Raw genomic sequence first — 13,404 nt, 5'->3', positions numbered from 1 at the left:
CGACGTCGTCGTCGGAGTTCTCCGCGATCTGCAGCGCCTGCTCGACCGCGTACTCGTCCAGCTCGGAGAGCAGACCGTCCACGTCGTCCCGGTCGACGGTCAGGTCATCGGCGAAGTGCCGGTCGCCAGTGGCGTCGGGCACGTACTTCACAGTGACAACGATCCTCAAGCTCACGCCGGCTCTCCTACTGCATCGTCATTTCGGGGCTGCCTTCTTGCAGGCAGCATAGGCGCCTGAAGCGGCTGATCCCGGTCGGGGCGGCAGCGCGCTCCGAGGGGAAACATTACTCGTCAGTACACTCAGTTCCTGCCCGCTAAGCAAGCGCTTTGACCTGTGACCTTCGCAACGCAGCGTAATCGGAACCCGACGCCCGCGCGCCACCGCCGCGGACGGGCTCCCGGGTCAGTCGCGCAGGGCGGTGAAACGGCCCTGGTGGTACAGCAAGGGGCGGCCGGCGCTCACGGGGTCGCCGTGGACGACCCCGGCGATCACGATGCGGTGGTCGCCGGCCGGGACGCGCCCGGTGATCCGGCACACCAGCCAGGCCAGGACGCCGTCGAGGACCGGCACGCCCTCGGGCCCCTCCCGCCAGACGGTGGGCGGGCCGAAGCGGTCGGCGCCGCTGCGGGCGAAGGTGGCGGCCAGTTCCTCCTGGTGCTCGCCGAGGATGTGCACCCCGATGTGGTCGGTGCCCAAGATCGCGGGCCAGCTGGAGGCGCCGGTGCCGACCCCGAAGGAGACCAGCGGGGGGTCGGCGCTGACGGAGGTGAGGGAGGTGGCGGTGAAGCCGACCGGCCCGGCCTCGCCACGCGCGGTGATCACCGCGACGCCCGCCGCGTGCCGCCGGAAGACGGAGCGCAACAGCCCGGGCGAGCCGGGCCGGCCCGGCAGGGGCCCGGCGCCGGGCGGCCGGCGCCCGGCGTCGGGGCCGTACGTCACACCGCCTCCCCGAGCGCCGCGATGACGTCCGCCTTGCGCGGCTGCCCGGTGGCGCGCCGCACGATCCGGCCGTCGGCGTCGAGGACCAGCACGGTCGGGGTCTTGAGGATGTCCAGTTCGCGCACGAGGTCCAGGTGGTCCTCGGCGTCGATCTCGACGTGGGCGCCCCCGGGCACCATCCGGGCCACCTCGCTCAACACCCGGCGGGTGGCCCGGCACGGGGCGCAGAAGGCGGTGGAGAACTGCACCAACGTGGCGCGCTCCCCCGGACTGCGGCCCAACTCGGCCGCGCCGAGCCGCCTGTTCTCGTGGCCTGTGCGCACCCCTGCCCTCTCCCGTCCCGCCGCAGCCGCGGCTCCTGTTCCTCGCCGTCGACCAGCTTCAGCACGCTGCCGTCCGGGAAGATTCCCGCGCGCCGCGTGGACCCGCGCACAGGGCCGACGTGACGAGGATCTCGCCCCGTACGGGCACGTGGGCTGGCTACCCGGCCGTTCATGGGGCACGATCTGCGACATGCCGTAAACCTACGGCAGCGTAACTTCCGCCGGGAATCCCCCGTCCCCGGCAGACAGAAGGGTCCGCCCCGCCCATGGCCGAACTCGTCTACCGTCCCGTCATCGGTTTCGCCCGCACGATGTTCAAGGTGTGGGACCTGCGGATCGACTGCCGCGGCTCGGAGAACATCCCGCGCTCGGGCGGCGCGGTCCTGGTGAGCAATCACATCAGCTATCTGGACTTCATCTTCAACGGGCTGGCGGCCCTGCCGCAGAAGCGGCTGGTGCGCTTCATGGCGAAGGAGTCGGTCTTCCGGCACCGGATCTCCGGCCCGCTGATGCGCGCCATGAAGCACATCCCGGTGGACCGCGCCCAGGGCGAGGCCGCCTACGCGCACGCGCTGGACTCGCTCCGGTCCGGCGAGGTGATCGGGGTGTTCCCCGAGGCCACCATCTCCGAGTCCTTCACCCTGAAGAGCTTCAAGTCGGGCGCGGCCCGGCTGGCGCAGGAGGCGGGCGTCCCGCTGGTACCGATGGCGCTGTGGGGCACGCAGCGGCTGTGGACGAAGGGCCACCCGCGCAACTTCGGGCGCAGCCACACCCCCGTCACCATCCGCGTGGGCGAGCCGGTCGAGGCCCCGCGCGACCAGTACGCGGGTGCGATCACCCGCCGGCTGCGCGAGCGCGTGCAGGAGCTGCTGGAGGCGGCCCAGCGCGCCTACCCGGTGCGCCCGAAGGACCCGGAGGACACCTGGTGGATGCCCGCCCACCTGGGCGGCACGGCCCCCACTCCGGAAGAGCTGCGCACGGCGGGGGCCCACTGACCCGGGACTCGATCACCGGCAGGGTGCCGGGCTATCCTGTCGGCATCGCATCCGCGGCCCCGGCCGCGGTCGTCCACGGGGCACACGGGGGTGTTCATGGGCACGGTCGGCGTCATGTTCGGTCTGTTCGCGGTGATCGTCGTGTCGTTGATCGCCGTGCTCCTGCGCCGCCGCAACGGCGCCACGCAGAACGCCGACGGGCTGCTGCTCGAGCAGGACAGCCGGGTGCGGGCGCGGGAGAACCGTGTGTCCTTCAGCTCCCTGACGGTGCACAACTCCGCGCCGACCATGACCGACCAGTACCGCCGCCGCTGACGACGCCATCTCCTCGCCCGGTGAGGCGAGGTGACGGTCTTTCGTCCCGCGGTCACAGCGCGGTCGGCAGCGTCTGCCACAGCCGCGGCCGGTCGACAGCCGAGCGCAGGGCGTCGAGCACGGCCGGGTGGGGTGCCGCGTACAGCTCCGGATAGTCCGCCTCGCCGGCCGCCGGATCCGGCACCCAGGCCAGCCGCTCGCCGTCGAGGGAGAACCGGGCGTCCACGCCGGGCTTGTTGCCGCGCGGGTCCTGCCGGTGCCAGGCGCCGTTGAAGCGCACGGCGACCAGTCCGTGCACCGCGTGTCCGGTGCCGTCGTCGTGCGCGAGCCGCTGGTAGCACAGGGCCGTCGGGATGTCCTCGGCCCGCAGCAGGGCGGCCAGCGCGTGGGCCTTGGCGTAGCAGACGCCCGTGCGCAGGCGCAGCACGTCGGAGGCCCGCCAGGTGACGCGCAGATCACCGAAGTCCTGCGAGTGCGGGATGGTGTCGCGGACGAACTCGTACGCCGATCGCGCATAGGCATACGAGTCAGCGACGTTCTCGGCGAGACGGGCGGCCGTCTCGCGGACCACCGGGTGTTCGTGGTCGATGACGTCATCGGACGCCAGGTATGCGGACAGGTCGGGCGTGTTCTGGATCAGCTCCATGCCCGCAGAGCATAGGAATGCGATCACTCGATGGTCAATGACTTTTCGAGTGATCGCATAACTATGCAGAATCGAGGGGCGCGGGGATCCGCCGGTCGCGCCCTAGGCGCGCGCCATCTCCTCCTCCAGCGCCGCCACGAACGCGTCGCCGTCGTCCTCGGTGGTGTCGAAGGAGCACACCCAGCGCACGCCGCCCGCGGCCTCGCCCCAGAAGTAGACCCGGAACCGCCGCTGCAGACGCTCGCTCACCTCGTGCGGCAGCTTGGCGAAGACACCGTTGGCCTGCACCGGGTAGAGGATCTCCCCCCCGTGCACGGCGCGCACGCCCTCCGCCAGCCGCTGGGCCATCTCGTTGGCGTGCCGGGCGTTGCGCAGCCACAGGTCCTTGGCGAGCAGCGCCTCCAGCTGCACCGACACGAAACGCATCTTCGAGGCGAGCTGCATGCTCATCTTGCGGATGTGCTTCATGTGGCGCACGGCGTCGTGGTTGATGACGACGACCGCCTCGCCGAACAGCGCGCCGTTCTTCGTCCCGCCCAGCGAGAGGATGTCGACGCCGACCGCGTTGGTGAAGGCCCGCATCGGCACGTCGAGGGAGGCGGCCGCGTTGGCTATCCGGGAGCCGTCCAGGTGCACCTTCATACCGCGGGCGTGGGCGTGCTCGCAGATCGCGCGGATCTCCTCGGGCGTGTAGAGGGTGCCCAGCTCCGTGCTCTGGGTGATCGACACGACCTGCGGCATGGCCCGGTGCTCGTCCTCCCAGCCGTACGCCTGCCGGTCGATCAGCTCGGGCGTGAGCTTGCCGTCCGGCGTGGGCACGGTGAGCAGCTTCAGGCCGCCCATCCGCTCGGGCGCGCCGCCCTCGTCGACGTGGATGTGCGCGCTCTCGGCGCAGATCACCGCGCCCCAGCGGTCGGTGACCGCCTGGAGCGCGACGACGTTGGCGCCGGTGCCGTTGAACACCGGGAACGCCTCGGCGGTGGCGCCGAAGTGGCTGCGGACGATGCGCTGGAGGTGGTCGGTGTAGTCGTCCCCTCCGTAGGCGACCTGGTGCCCGCCGTTGGCCAGGGCCAGCGCGGCGAGCACCTCCGGGTGGACCCCGGCGTAGTTGTCGCTGGCGAAGCCGCGGACCTCGGGGTCGTGATGGCGGCGCGCGTCGGTCTTGGGAGGGTTCACGGCTCCTCGGTCAGCCACAGACGTTTTCCGTTCACTTCCGCGGCGGGCCTGCTCCAGACGTCGGTGATGGCCTCGGCCAGGTCCTTGACGTCCGTGAAGCCCGCGAACTTCGCGTTGGGGCGCTCGGCGCGCATCGCGTCGTGCACCAACGCCTTCACCACCAGGATCGCAGCCGCGGACGTGGGCCCTTCGGCGCCCTCGGCCTTGCCCGCCTTGCGGAAGTAGTCGGCCATGGCCGGCGTCCACGCCTCGGCGGCGGCCTTGGCCGCGGCGTAGGCGGCGTTGCCCGCGGTGGGCTTGCTGGCCCCGGCGGCGCTGATCAGCAGGTACCGGCCGCGGTCGCTGCGCTGCAGCGCCTCGTGGAAGGCGAGCGAGGTGTGCTGCACGGTGCGGATCAGCAGCAGCTCCAGGAAGTCCCAGTCGTCCAGGCTGGTCTTGGTGAAGGTCTCGCTGCCGCGCCAGCCGCCGACGAGGTGCACCAGGCCGTCCACGCGGCCGAAGTCCTTCTCGATGTGGGCGGCCCAGTCCCGGGTGGACTTCAGGTCGAGCAGGTCGACCGTGTCCCCGGTGACGGTGGCGCCGCCGCTGGCGTAGCGGGCCGCGTCCACGGCCTGCGAGAGCCGTTCCGGGTCGTTGTCCGCGCCGACCACGGTGGCGCCCGCCTCGGCGAGCCGGAGCAGTGTCGCCCGGCCGGCGGGTCCGCCCGCGCCAGCCACCGCGATCACCGCACCGCTCAGCGGCCCGTTGCCGTTCCCCATCTTCTCCTCCTGAGCAGGCTTCTCGGTGCGGTCGCTCACGCGGCGATCCGCTCGGTGCTGTCGGCCGTGATCCCCTTGGTGGAGGCGATCACGTTCTTCAGTTTCTTGGACAGCGCCTCGTAGAACATGCTCAGCGGAAACTCGTCGGGAAGCACGTCGTCGACGAGCTTGCGCGGCGGCTGGGTCAGGTCGAGCGCGTCGGGGCCCTTGGCCCACTTGGAGCCGGGGTGCGGGGCGAGGTAGCGGGAGACCAGCTCGTACCCGGCGAACCAGTGCACCAGCTTGGGGCGGTCGATGCCGTCGCGGTACAGCTTCTCGATCTCGGCGCACAGCTCGTTGGTGACCTGCGGGGCGCGCTCCCAGTCGATGGAGAGCTTGTTGTCCGTCCAGCGCACCACGTCGTGCTGGTGCAGGTAGGCGAAGAGCAGCTGGCCGCCCAGGCCGTCGTAGTTGCGCACGCGCTCACCGGTGACCGGGAAGCGGAACATGCGGTCGAACAGCACCGCGTACTGCACGTCCCGGGCCTGCGGGACGCCCTCCTTGGCGAGCTGCACGGCCTCCTTGAAGGCGGTCAGGTCGCAGCGCAGCTCCTCCAGGCCGTACATCCAGAACGGCTGGCGCTGCTTGATCATGAACGGGTCGAAGGGCAGGTCGCCGTGGCTGTGGGTGCGGTCGTGGACCATGTCCCACAGCACGAAGGCCTCCTCGCAGCGCTTCTGGTCGTGGACCATCGCGGCGATGTCCTCGGGCAGCTCCAGGCCCAGGAGGTCGACGGCGGCGGCGGTCACCCGGCGGAAGCGGGCGGCCTCGCGGTCGCAGAAGATGCCCCCCCAGGAGAAACGTTCCGGCGCCTCGCGCACGGCGATGGTCTCCGGGAACAGCACGGCGGAGTTGGTGTCGTAGCCGGCCGTGAAGTCCTCGAAGGTGATGCCGCAGAACAGCGGGTTGTCGTAGCGGGTGCGCTCCAGCTCGGCCAGCCAGTCGGGCCAGACCATGCGCACCACGACCGCCTCCAGGTTGCGGTCCGGGTTGCCGTTCTGCGTGTACATCGGGAAGACGACCAGGTGCTGGAGGCCGTCGACGCGGTGGGCCGCGGGCTGGAAGGCCAGCAGCGAGTCGAGGAAGTCGGGCACCTGGAAGCCGTCGTCGGCCCAGCGGCGCAGGTCCACCACGAGCGCCCGGTGGTAGGCGGCGTCGTGCGGCAGCAGCGGGGACAGCCGCTCCACGGCGTCGATCACCTGCCGCACGGCCTGCTCGGCGTCCTGGCGGGCCGGGGCGCCCTCCGCCTCGAAGTCGATCGAGCCGTCCTTGGACTGCCAGGGCCGGATGCGCTCCACGGCATCCTTGAGCACGGGCCACGCCGGGTGTTCGACCACCCTGACTTCCGGAGGATTCTTCTCCTCCGCACCCACCTGCACAAGAATTTCCGTCATGTCCCATCCTCCACAGGAGAAGCTCTCGTAAGGAGACCGTATACATACGAGGTTTCTCCCAGCAAGGGTGTGATCAGGAAATCGTCCTGCGGATGAACGCAGACACCTTCCATTTTCCTGCCCGCCCCCGGGTGGCGCCCACTTCGACTAGACCGCTCGGGTGACGCGGCGCCCCTGGCAGGGGCCGGTTCCGGACCGGCGCAAGCGTCGGCAGGGCCGTACGGGCGCATCGGTCAACCGCCCGGGGGACTCGCCCACGCCGGAGTGAGCCGGGCGCGGACGGTGCCCTGGTGGCCCGGGGCCGTCACCCCACTGCCCCGCGCAGACACGGGTTCATCACGGGTCGGGGCCGTTAGGCTGCGGCACTGCCGCGTGGACGACGAGGTCCCCGAAGGTCCGCGTGCGTCACGAGCCGCCGTCGACGGAAGCGAGTTGAACCTTGAACTTCCTTACCATCGGTCACCGCGGAGTCATGGGTGTCGAGCCCGAGAACACCCTCCGTTCCTTCGTCGCCGCCGAGCGGGCCGGCCTCGACGTCATCGAACTCGACCTGCACCTGAGCAAGGACGGCGCACTCGTCGTCATCCACGACGCCGAAGTGGACCGCACGACCGACGGCAGCGGCGCCGTCGCCGACAAGACGCTCGCCGAGCTGCGCGCCCTCGACGCCGGGCGCGGCGAGCGGATCCCCGTCTTCGAGGAGGTCCTCGACGCGGTACGGGCGCCGCTGCAGGCCGAGATCAAGGACGTGGCGGCGGCCAAGGCGCTGGCCGAGGTGATGCACCGCCGCGACCTGGTCTCCCGGGTGGAGGTGCTGTCGTTCCACGACGAGGCGCTCACCGAGATCAGCCGCCTGGTGCCCGGCGTGCGCACGGCGCTGGTCGCCGACCACTACGGCCCCGAGGTCGTCGAACGGGCCCGCGCGGCCGGCGCCGGCACGCTCGTGCTCAACATCCGCCGGCTCACCCTGGAGATCGTCGAGCAGGCGCGCGCGGCGGACCTGCGGGTCATCGGCTGGGTGGTGAACACCCTGGACCAGCTGCGGCTGGCTCGCGCCCTGGAGCTGGACGGGGCGACCACCGACCAGCCGGAGATCAAACGCACCGGCCGTTTCACGGCGTAGGGGCAGGCCGACTGTTCCACGGCGGGGGCCGGTGCGGTGGTGCGAGGCCGGGGCGGTGGTGCGGCGGTGCCAGGTCGGGACGGCCGTGTGACGCAGCCGGGGGTCGGGGCGGTCGTGCGACGGCGTGCGGGGTCTGATCGCCGCCGGGGCCCCGGCGTTACGCCAGCTCCTTGACCAGCAGCTCGAACTCCAGGTCGTCGCGGAGCGGGATGCCGAAGCGCTCGTCGCCGTACGGGAAGGGGCTCGTCCTCCCCGTGCGGCGGTAGCCGCGGCGTTCGTACCAGGCGATCAGGTCCTCGCGCACGGAGATCACCGTCATGTGCATCTCCCGCACGCCCCAGGTCGCGCGGGCCTGCCGCTCCGCCTCCGCGATGATCAGCTTCCCGAGGCCGGCGCCCTGCAGGGCCGGGCTGACGGCGAACATGCCGAAGTAGGCGTGGTCGCCGCGGTGCTCCAGCTGGCAGCAGGCGACCACCCGGCCGTCCCGCTCCACGGTCAGCAACCTGCTGCCGGGCGTCTCGATCACGGCCCGGACCCCCTCGGGGTCCGTGCGCTGCCCGTCGAGGATGTCCGCCTCGGTGGTCCACCCGGCCCGGCTCGCGTCCCCGCGGTACGCCGACTCGACCAGCGCCACCAGGGTGTCGACGTCGGCGGCGGTGGCGTCGCGGAAGGTCAGGCCGGTGGCGGCGGGGGCAGCGGTGTCTGCGGTGGCGGCGGTGTCCATGGAGCGGCCTTTCGTCTCGGGCGCGGCTGGGCAGCACCGAGCCTAACCCTGGGGCTAGGCTCCGCCGCATGGTGCACGTACTGAGCAGCCGGATCCTCCTGCAGCCCACCGACCCCGAGCGCTCCCGCGCCTTCTACGGCGAGCAGCTGGGCCTGCCCGTCTACCGGGAGTTCGGCACCGGGCCGGACCGCGGCACCGTCTACTTCCTCGGCGGCGGCTTCCTGGAGCTGTCGGGCCGCACCGACGCCCCGCGCTCCCCCGCGGTGCGGCTCTGGCTCCAGGTCGCGGACGTGGCGGCGGCGCACGAGGAACTGCGGGCGGCGGGCGTGGAGATCGTGCGGCCGCCGCTGCGGGAGCCATGGGGCCTGATCGAGATGTGGATCGCCGACCCGGACGGCACGCCGATCGTGCTGGTCGAGGTGCCGGCGGACCATCCGCTGCGGTTCAGGGCGGGCATCTAGCACCCGGCGGGTTCCCGCGGCGACGCGCGGGCGTTGCGTTCGGGGGCGCCCGGCGTGCCCTGAGGGCAGCTCCCGGCGCCCTGAGGGCCGCCCGCCGCGCCGTCCGGCCCCTTGCCGCGCTCTCCCGGCCGCCCGCCACGCCGTCCGGCCCTCGCCGCGCCCTGCCGACCGCTCGCCGTGCTCTCCCGGCCCCTCGCCGTGCTCTCCCGGCCGTACGAACCCCGCTGGCCACCGTCGGTGACGAGGACTAGCGTTCTGGTGGGGGCGAGCTTCCCGGAGGATGCCATGGAGTTCGACAAGCCGGTGATCGGCGGTCCCTGCTGGGCGGAGCTGGGCACCAGCGATCTGGAGGCGGCCAAGCGGTTCTACGGGGGGGTGGTCGGCTGGCGGTGCGGCGAGCCGGACCCCCCGCCCGAGCTGCGCGGCTACACCGTCGTGCGCCTCGGGGACGCCGCGGTCGCCGGGCTCGGTCCCCTCTACCGGCCCACGCAGCCGGTGGCCTGGAACGTCTCCTTCGCCGTCAGCGACGCCGACGCGGTCACGAACAAGGTGGTGCAGGCCGGCGGGACGGTGATCCGCGGGCCCATGGACATCTTCGACGAGGGCCGCAGGACCGTGGCCCTCGACCCGTCCGGCGCCGCCTTCCAGCTGTGGCAGGCCCGGGACTTCGCCGGCGCCCAGGTGTTCAACCGGCCCGGCTCGCTGGGCTGGGTGGAGCTGGCGACCCGCGACGTCAAGCGGGCCCGGAACTTCTACGAGACCGTGTTCGGCTGGAGCGTCAACGCCTCGGAGTGGTACACGCAGTGGGGGATGCACGGCATGGACTTCGGCGGCGTCACCTCGCTGCACGACCGCTTCCCGGCGGATGTGCCGCCGCACTGGCTGCCGTACTTCGCGGTGGAGGGCGTCGACGCGACCACGGAGGTCGCGGTGGGGGCGGGCGCCCTCGCCCTGCAGGAACCCACCTCCGTCCAGGCCGGCCCCCGCCTCGCGGTCCTGCGGGACGCGCAGGGTGCCGCCTTCGGGATCTACCAGGCGGAAGACGAGGAAGGCGAGGAGCAGCGGGCCTAGAGGTGGTCCAGGGTGTTCCGGGGTGACCTGGGTGGTCCAGGGTGACCCGGAGCGGCCCCGTGTGGCCCGGGGTGGCCCAGGGGGCGTCCCACCGGTCGGAGCGTGCGGGCTCCGGGGGCGGCCGCGGGTGGCGGGTCTCCCCCTACGCGCCCGCGAGTCAGATCCGTACCGCGCCCGGGCGGCCCTCCAGGCGGCCCAGCAGCTCGCACAGCAGTGCGGCCAGCTCGTCGCGGCCGGGGGGGGCGAGACCGGCGAGGACCGAACGCTCGTAGGCGAGCTGTTCGGGCAGCAGCCCGTCCACGAGGTCGCGCCCGGCGTCCGTCAGGCGGACGTGGGCGACCCGGCGGTCACGCGTGTCGCCGCGGCGTTCCACCAGGCCGCGTTCGGTCAGCTGTTTGAGCCGCTTGGTGACGGCGGCACCCGAGGAGAAGGTCTCCCGGGCCAGTTCGCCGGGGGTCAGTTCGTCTCCGGTGCGCCGCAGCGCGCCGAGCAGGTCGAACTCCGGCCGGCTCAGGCCCGCCCGGCGCAGCGGGGCGTCCTCGGCCTGCTGGAGCAGGGCGGCGCCGCGGTTGATGCGGCCGATGATCTCCATGGGGGCGGTGTCCAGGTCGGGGTGGACGGCCCGCCACTGGCGGGCGACCGCGGCGACGGTGTCCTCGGGGCGGCTGCCCCGCTCCTCCTCCCCGGCCCCCGTCCCCGGGGCATCCCTGCGCGCCCGCGCCGGAAGGCCCTCCGCTCCCGTCACCGGGGCGTTCCTGCCCGCCCGCGCCGGAAGGCCCTCCGCTCCGGTCGCCGGAACCGTCCCGCCGCCGGTCCGCGCCGTCGCGGTTCCCGGTCGTCCGTTGTGCGCCGTCATGGCCGTACGTCCTCCGTGATGCTCCCCGTGTCGGCGCCCGGGGTGTGCAGTCCCAGGCGGCGTACCGTCGCGGCGAGCGTACGGTGTCCGGACTGCTCGGTGCGGACGACCCGCTCCTGGGGCAGGGCGCGCGGCCACCACTCCCCGGACGCGGCGTCGACGGTGGCGCGCAGCTCCACCAGCGCGCCGGCCAGCCGCCGCCGGGCGGCTTCCAGGGCGGCGGGCTCCGGCCGTTCCTCCGCGAGCAGCCGCGCGGCCTGCTCACGGCACTTGTCGACGGCCGTGAGCGCCCGCTCGACGCGGTCACCGGCCTTGCGGTCGACGACGACGAGCGCGGCCACGAAGCCCACCAGCGCGCCGACGACGGTGTCCACGGCCCGCTCGGTGATCAGCTCACCGGCCGGGTGCGCGCCGGCGAACTCGCTGACCAGCAGCGCCATCGGGGTGACGCAGACCGAGCCCAGCCAGTAGTTGCGGCTGATCAGGGCCTCGGCGCCGAAGGCGCAGGCCAGCACGCACAGCACGAGCAGCAGGCCGCTGGTGTGCACGAGCGGGCTGAGCGCGGCGAAGACGAGGACGCCGAGGAGGTTGCCGACGACCCGCTGGATGCTGCGCTTCCAGGTGAGGACGAGGTTGGCCTGGTAGAGGGCGGCGGCCGTGACCAGGGCCCAGTAGGGGCGGCCGATGCCCAGCGCCAGGGACGCGTACCCGGCGAGCGCGCAGCCCAGCGCGGTGCGCACGACGACCGGGAGGAGCGGGCCGAGCCGGCTCCACCAGGGGCGGCGGGGTGCGGTCAGCTCGGTGTCCACGCCGAGCAGTTCCTCGGCGGCCGCGGCCGTCTCGACGGTGGCCGGCACGGGCCCGGCGGCGCACAGCTCGCGCGCCCAGGCCCGCAGCCGCTCGGGGTCGGTGTCCGCCGGGGCGGCGAGCGCGACCTCGGCGCGGATCAGCAGCCGCTCCAGGGCGCGCCGGGGCCCGGTGCGGGCACCCGTGGCGAGCAGGGCCTGCCAGGCGGCCTGGACGGCGCCGGCCGCGGTGGCGCGGGCCCGCTCGTGGCCGTCGCCCGTGCCGCGGGTGGCGGCGTACGCGGCGGCGGCGCGCAGCGCCTGGGCGGTGGCGCGGCGCTCGGGGCCGTACGGGCGCAGCAGGCCCGGCGCCATGCCGACCAGCCACGCCCACGCGGCGGCGGCGAGGGCCAGTCCCACATGGCCGGGGACCTGGCCCAGGTGCTGCGGGACGAACAAGGAGGCGGAGCTGATGAAGGTCAGGACGACGTTGCCGGGCGGGCCGATCCGCGTGGCGTCGCACAACCCCTTCTGCACGGCGGCCATGAGCGCGCCGACGGCGACCAGGACCACCGCGTCGGTGGTGAGCGAGGCCGTGACCAGGGCGAGCGCCAGTCCGCCGACCATGCCGAGCACCACCCGGACCAGCGCGCGGGCACGGGCGGCGTAGGGGCGGTTGTGGGCGTACAGGGCGCACAGCGATCCGGCCATCGTGTACATGGCCAGGTCGAGCCGGCCCAGGGCGAGCAGCGTGAAGGTGGGCGGGGCCATGGACACGACGACGCTCAGTGCGGGCTTGAACCAGATGTCCGAGGGGCGGCCGAGCCGCAGCACACCGGCCAGTGGAAGGCGCCGGGCGGCACGGGTCGCGGGGGTGGGGGTCGCACTGCTCATGCCTATAACCTTAACAGGTGTTTTACCAGTAAAGAATCGGGCGGGTGAGCGGGCGCGATGCCGAATCCGGCGCCGCACCGAGCAGGGGACACGGCGCCGAACGGGAGGCACGGCGCTGATCAGGAGGCGCACACCACCCCGCACGCTCCCCGCGTACACCCTTGCGCTCGTGTGCGCGCCGCGTGCCTCGGGCATCGCTTGACCGACAGGCCGGGCGCCGCGCGGGGCCCCGGAACCGTCGAGCGGGGAGGTGGGGGTGCACACAACGGCTTCACTCGGCTGGCTGCTGGTCGCGCTGTGCGCGGCGACCGGCGCCTACTGCCTGCTGCGGATGCGCAGCCCGGTCGCCGAACAGCGCAGCACGGCGGGCGGTGAGGCCCTCATGGGGTTCGGCATGGCCGTCATGGCCGTGCCCGCGGCGGTGTTCACCCCGCCGACCTGGGTCTGGTCCGCCGGTGCCGTCGTCTTCGGCGCCGCGGCGCTGCACGACCTGTGGTCGGCCCGGAGGAGTCGGCACCACCTGCACCACCTGGTGGGCACGGGCGCGATGATCTACATGTCCGCGACGATGGCCGCCTCGCCCCCGTCGCCCCACCACCACGCGCACGGCGGGTCCGGGATACCCCTGGTCACCGGCGCCCTGCTCCTCTATTTCGCCGGGTACGTCCTGCTGTCCGGCGCCCGGCTGGTGCCGACGGCACCCGCGACCGCGTCGGGACCGGCGACGGGCACGGCGGGTACCGGGGGCGGCGGTGACCTCGGCTGGGGTGACCGGCCGGAGCTGGCACGGGTCTGCCGGCTGTCGATGGGGCTGGCGATGGTGGCGATGCTGCTGACCATGTGACCGGCGCCGGGGGGCGAGGACGCTCGCGGTGCGGCGACCGGTCCGGGAGCGGGGCGCGGG

At 73.2% G+C, this 13,404-nt stretch carries 15 protein-coding genes and 1 pseudogene; 6 read left to right on the top strand and 10 right to left on the bottom strand.

All coding sequences use genetic code 11. The features are described from left to right. From GV126_RS27695 to GV126_RS27685, 3 genes and pseudogenes are all read right to left on the bottom strand, one after another. Nucleotides 1-175 (bottom strand): annotated as a pseudogene (locus tag GV126_RS27695) (electron transfer flavoprotein subunit beta); the annotation flags it as partial. A 228-nt stretch (nt 176-403) separates the two neighbouring features. Continuing rightward, the gene (locus tag GV126_RS27690) at nt 404-940 is read right to left on the bottom strand and encodes a flavin reductase family protein (RefSeq protein WP_438947868.1); all 537 of its coding nucleotides are present in this window, start codon (nt 938-940) and stop codon (nt 404-406) included. After that, complete coding sequence (locus GV126_RS27685) at nt 937-1,263, bottom strand: TlpA family protein disulfide reductase (protein ID WP_159671875.1); 327 nt, start codon at nt 1,261-1,263, stop codon at nt 937-939. The genes GV126_RS27690 and GV126_RS27685 overlap by 4 nt, the downstream gene beginning before the upstream one ends. 266 nt (nt 1,264-1,529) lie before the next feature. Between GV126_RS27685 and GV126_RS27680 the strand changes: the two genes are divergently transcribed. Next, the gene (locus GV126_RS27680) at nt 1,530-2,258 is read left to right on the top strand and encodes a lysophospholipid acyltransferase family protein (protein WP_159671873.1); all 729 of its coding nucleotides are present in this window, start codon (nt 1,530-1,532) and stop codon (nt 2,256-2,258) included. Nucleotides 2,259-2,372: 114 nt separating this feature from the next. Next, nucleotides 2,373-2,573 carry a hypothetical protein gene (locus GV126_RS27675; RefSeq protein WP_159671871.1) on the top strand — a complete coding sequence of 67 codons (201 nt, stop codon included), beginning with the start codon at nt 2,373-2,375 and terminating at the stop codon, nt 2,571-2,573. A 52-nt stretch (nt 2,574-2,625) separates the two neighbouring features. Here GV126_RS27675 and GV126_RS27670 read toward each other — a convergent pair whose 3' ends face one another. From GV126_RS27670 to GV126_RS27655, 4 genes are all read right to left on the bottom strand, one after another. Further along, a complete protein-coding gene (locus tag GV126_RS27670; protein WP_159671869.1) occupies nt 2,626-3,219 on the bottom strand; it encodes a transglutaminase domain-containing protein in 594 nt (197 codons plus the stop codon). 102 nt (nt 3,220-3,321) lie between these two features. Then, nucleotides 3,322-4,395 carry a threonine aldolase family protein gene (locus tag GV126_RS27665; protein ID WP_159671867.1) on the bottom strand — a complete coding sequence of 358 codons (1,074 nt, stop codon included), beginning with the start codon at nt 4,393-4,395 and terminating at the stop codon, nt 3,322-3,324. After that, complete coding sequence (locus tag GV126_RS27660; protein WP_159674169.1) at nt 4,392-5,153, bottom strand: SDR family NAD(P)-dependent oxidoreductase; 762 nt, start codon at nt 5,151-5,153, stop codon at nt 4,392-4,394. The genes GV126_RS27665 and GV126_RS27660 overlap by 4 nt, the downstream gene beginning before the upstream one ends. A gap of 35 nt (nt 5,154-5,188) precedes the next feature. After that, nucleotides 5,189-6,586 carry a DUF6421 family protein gene (locus tag GV126_RS27655; protein WP_159671865.1) on the bottom strand — a complete coding sequence of 466 codons (1,398 nt, stop codon included), beginning with the start codon at nt 6,584-6,586 and terminating at the stop codon, nt 5,189-5,191. Nucleotides 6,587-7,025: 439 nt separating this feature from the next. Between GV126_RS27655 and GV126_RS27650 the strand changes: the two genes are divergently transcribed. Beyond that, nucleotides 7,026-7,709, top strand: coding sequence for a glycerophosphodiester phosphodiesterase (locus tag GV126_RS27650; RefSeq protein WP_159671863.1), 684 nt, complete (start codon nt 7,026-7,028; stop codon nt 7,707-7,709). A 157-nt stretch (nt 7,710-7,866) separates the two neighbouring features. On the opposite strand, the gene GV126_RS27645 is transcribed toward GV126_RS27650, so the two are convergent. Continuing rightward, nucleotides 7,867-8,433 carry a GNAT family N-acetyltransferase gene (locus tag GV126_RS27645; protein WP_159671861.1) on the bottom strand — a complete coding sequence of 189 codons (567 nt, stop codon included), beginning with the start codon at nt 8,431-8,433 and terminating at the stop codon, nt 7,867-7,869. Nucleotides 8,434-8,501: 68 nt separating this feature from the next. Here GV126_RS27645 and GV126_RS27640 point away from each other — a divergent pair, with 68 nt between their 5' ends. After that, nucleotides 8,502-8,894, top strand: a complete 393-nt coding sequence (locus GV126_RS27640) for a VOC family protein (protein ID WP_159671859.1) — start codon at nt 8,502-8,504, stop codon at nt 8,892-8,894. A gap of 285 nt (nt 8,895-9,179) precedes the next feature. After that, a complete protein-coding gene (locus tag GV126_RS27635; RefSeq protein WP_159671857.1) occupies nt 9,180-9,965 on the top strand; it encodes a VOC family protein in 786 nt (261 codons plus the stop codon). A gap of 157 nt (nt 9,966-10,122) precedes the next feature. Here GV126_RS27635 and GV126_RS27630 read toward each other — a convergent pair whose 3' ends face one another. Both GV126_RS27630 and GV126_RS27625 read right to left on the bottom strand, forming a co-directional pair. Further along, on the bottom strand, nt 10,123-10,710 hold the full coding sequence (locus tag GV126_RS27630; protein WP_159671855.1) for a MarR family winged helix-turn-helix transcriptional regulator: 588 nt from the start codon (nt 10,708-10,710) through the stop codon (nt 10,123-10,125). A gap of 107 nt (nt 10,711-10,817) precedes the next feature. Next, a complete protein-coding gene (locus GV126_RS27625; protein ID WP_185946881.1) occupies nt 10,818-12,500 on the bottom strand; it encodes an FUSC family protein in 1,683 nt (560 codons plus the stop codon). A gap of 256 nt (nt 12,501-12,756) precedes the next feature. Here GV126_RS27625 and GV126_RS27620 point away from each other — a divergent pair, with 256 nt between their 5' ends. Next, on the top strand, nt 12,757-13,344 hold the full coding sequence (locus GV126_RS27620; protein WP_159671853.1) for a DUF5134 domain-containing protein: 588 nt from the start codon (nt 12,757-12,759) through the stop codon (nt 13,342-13,344). Nucleotides 13,345-13,404 lie beyond the last annotated feature (60 nt).

The organism is Streptomyces mexicanus (genome assembly GCF_902506575.1).
Lineage (GTDB): Bacteria > Actinomycetota > Actinomycetes > Streptomycetales > Streptomycetaceae > Streptomyces > Streptomyces mexicanus.
The sequence above is the reverse complement of the archived record's forward strand: the minus strand, read 5'-3'. Positions and strand labels throughout refer to the sequence as shown.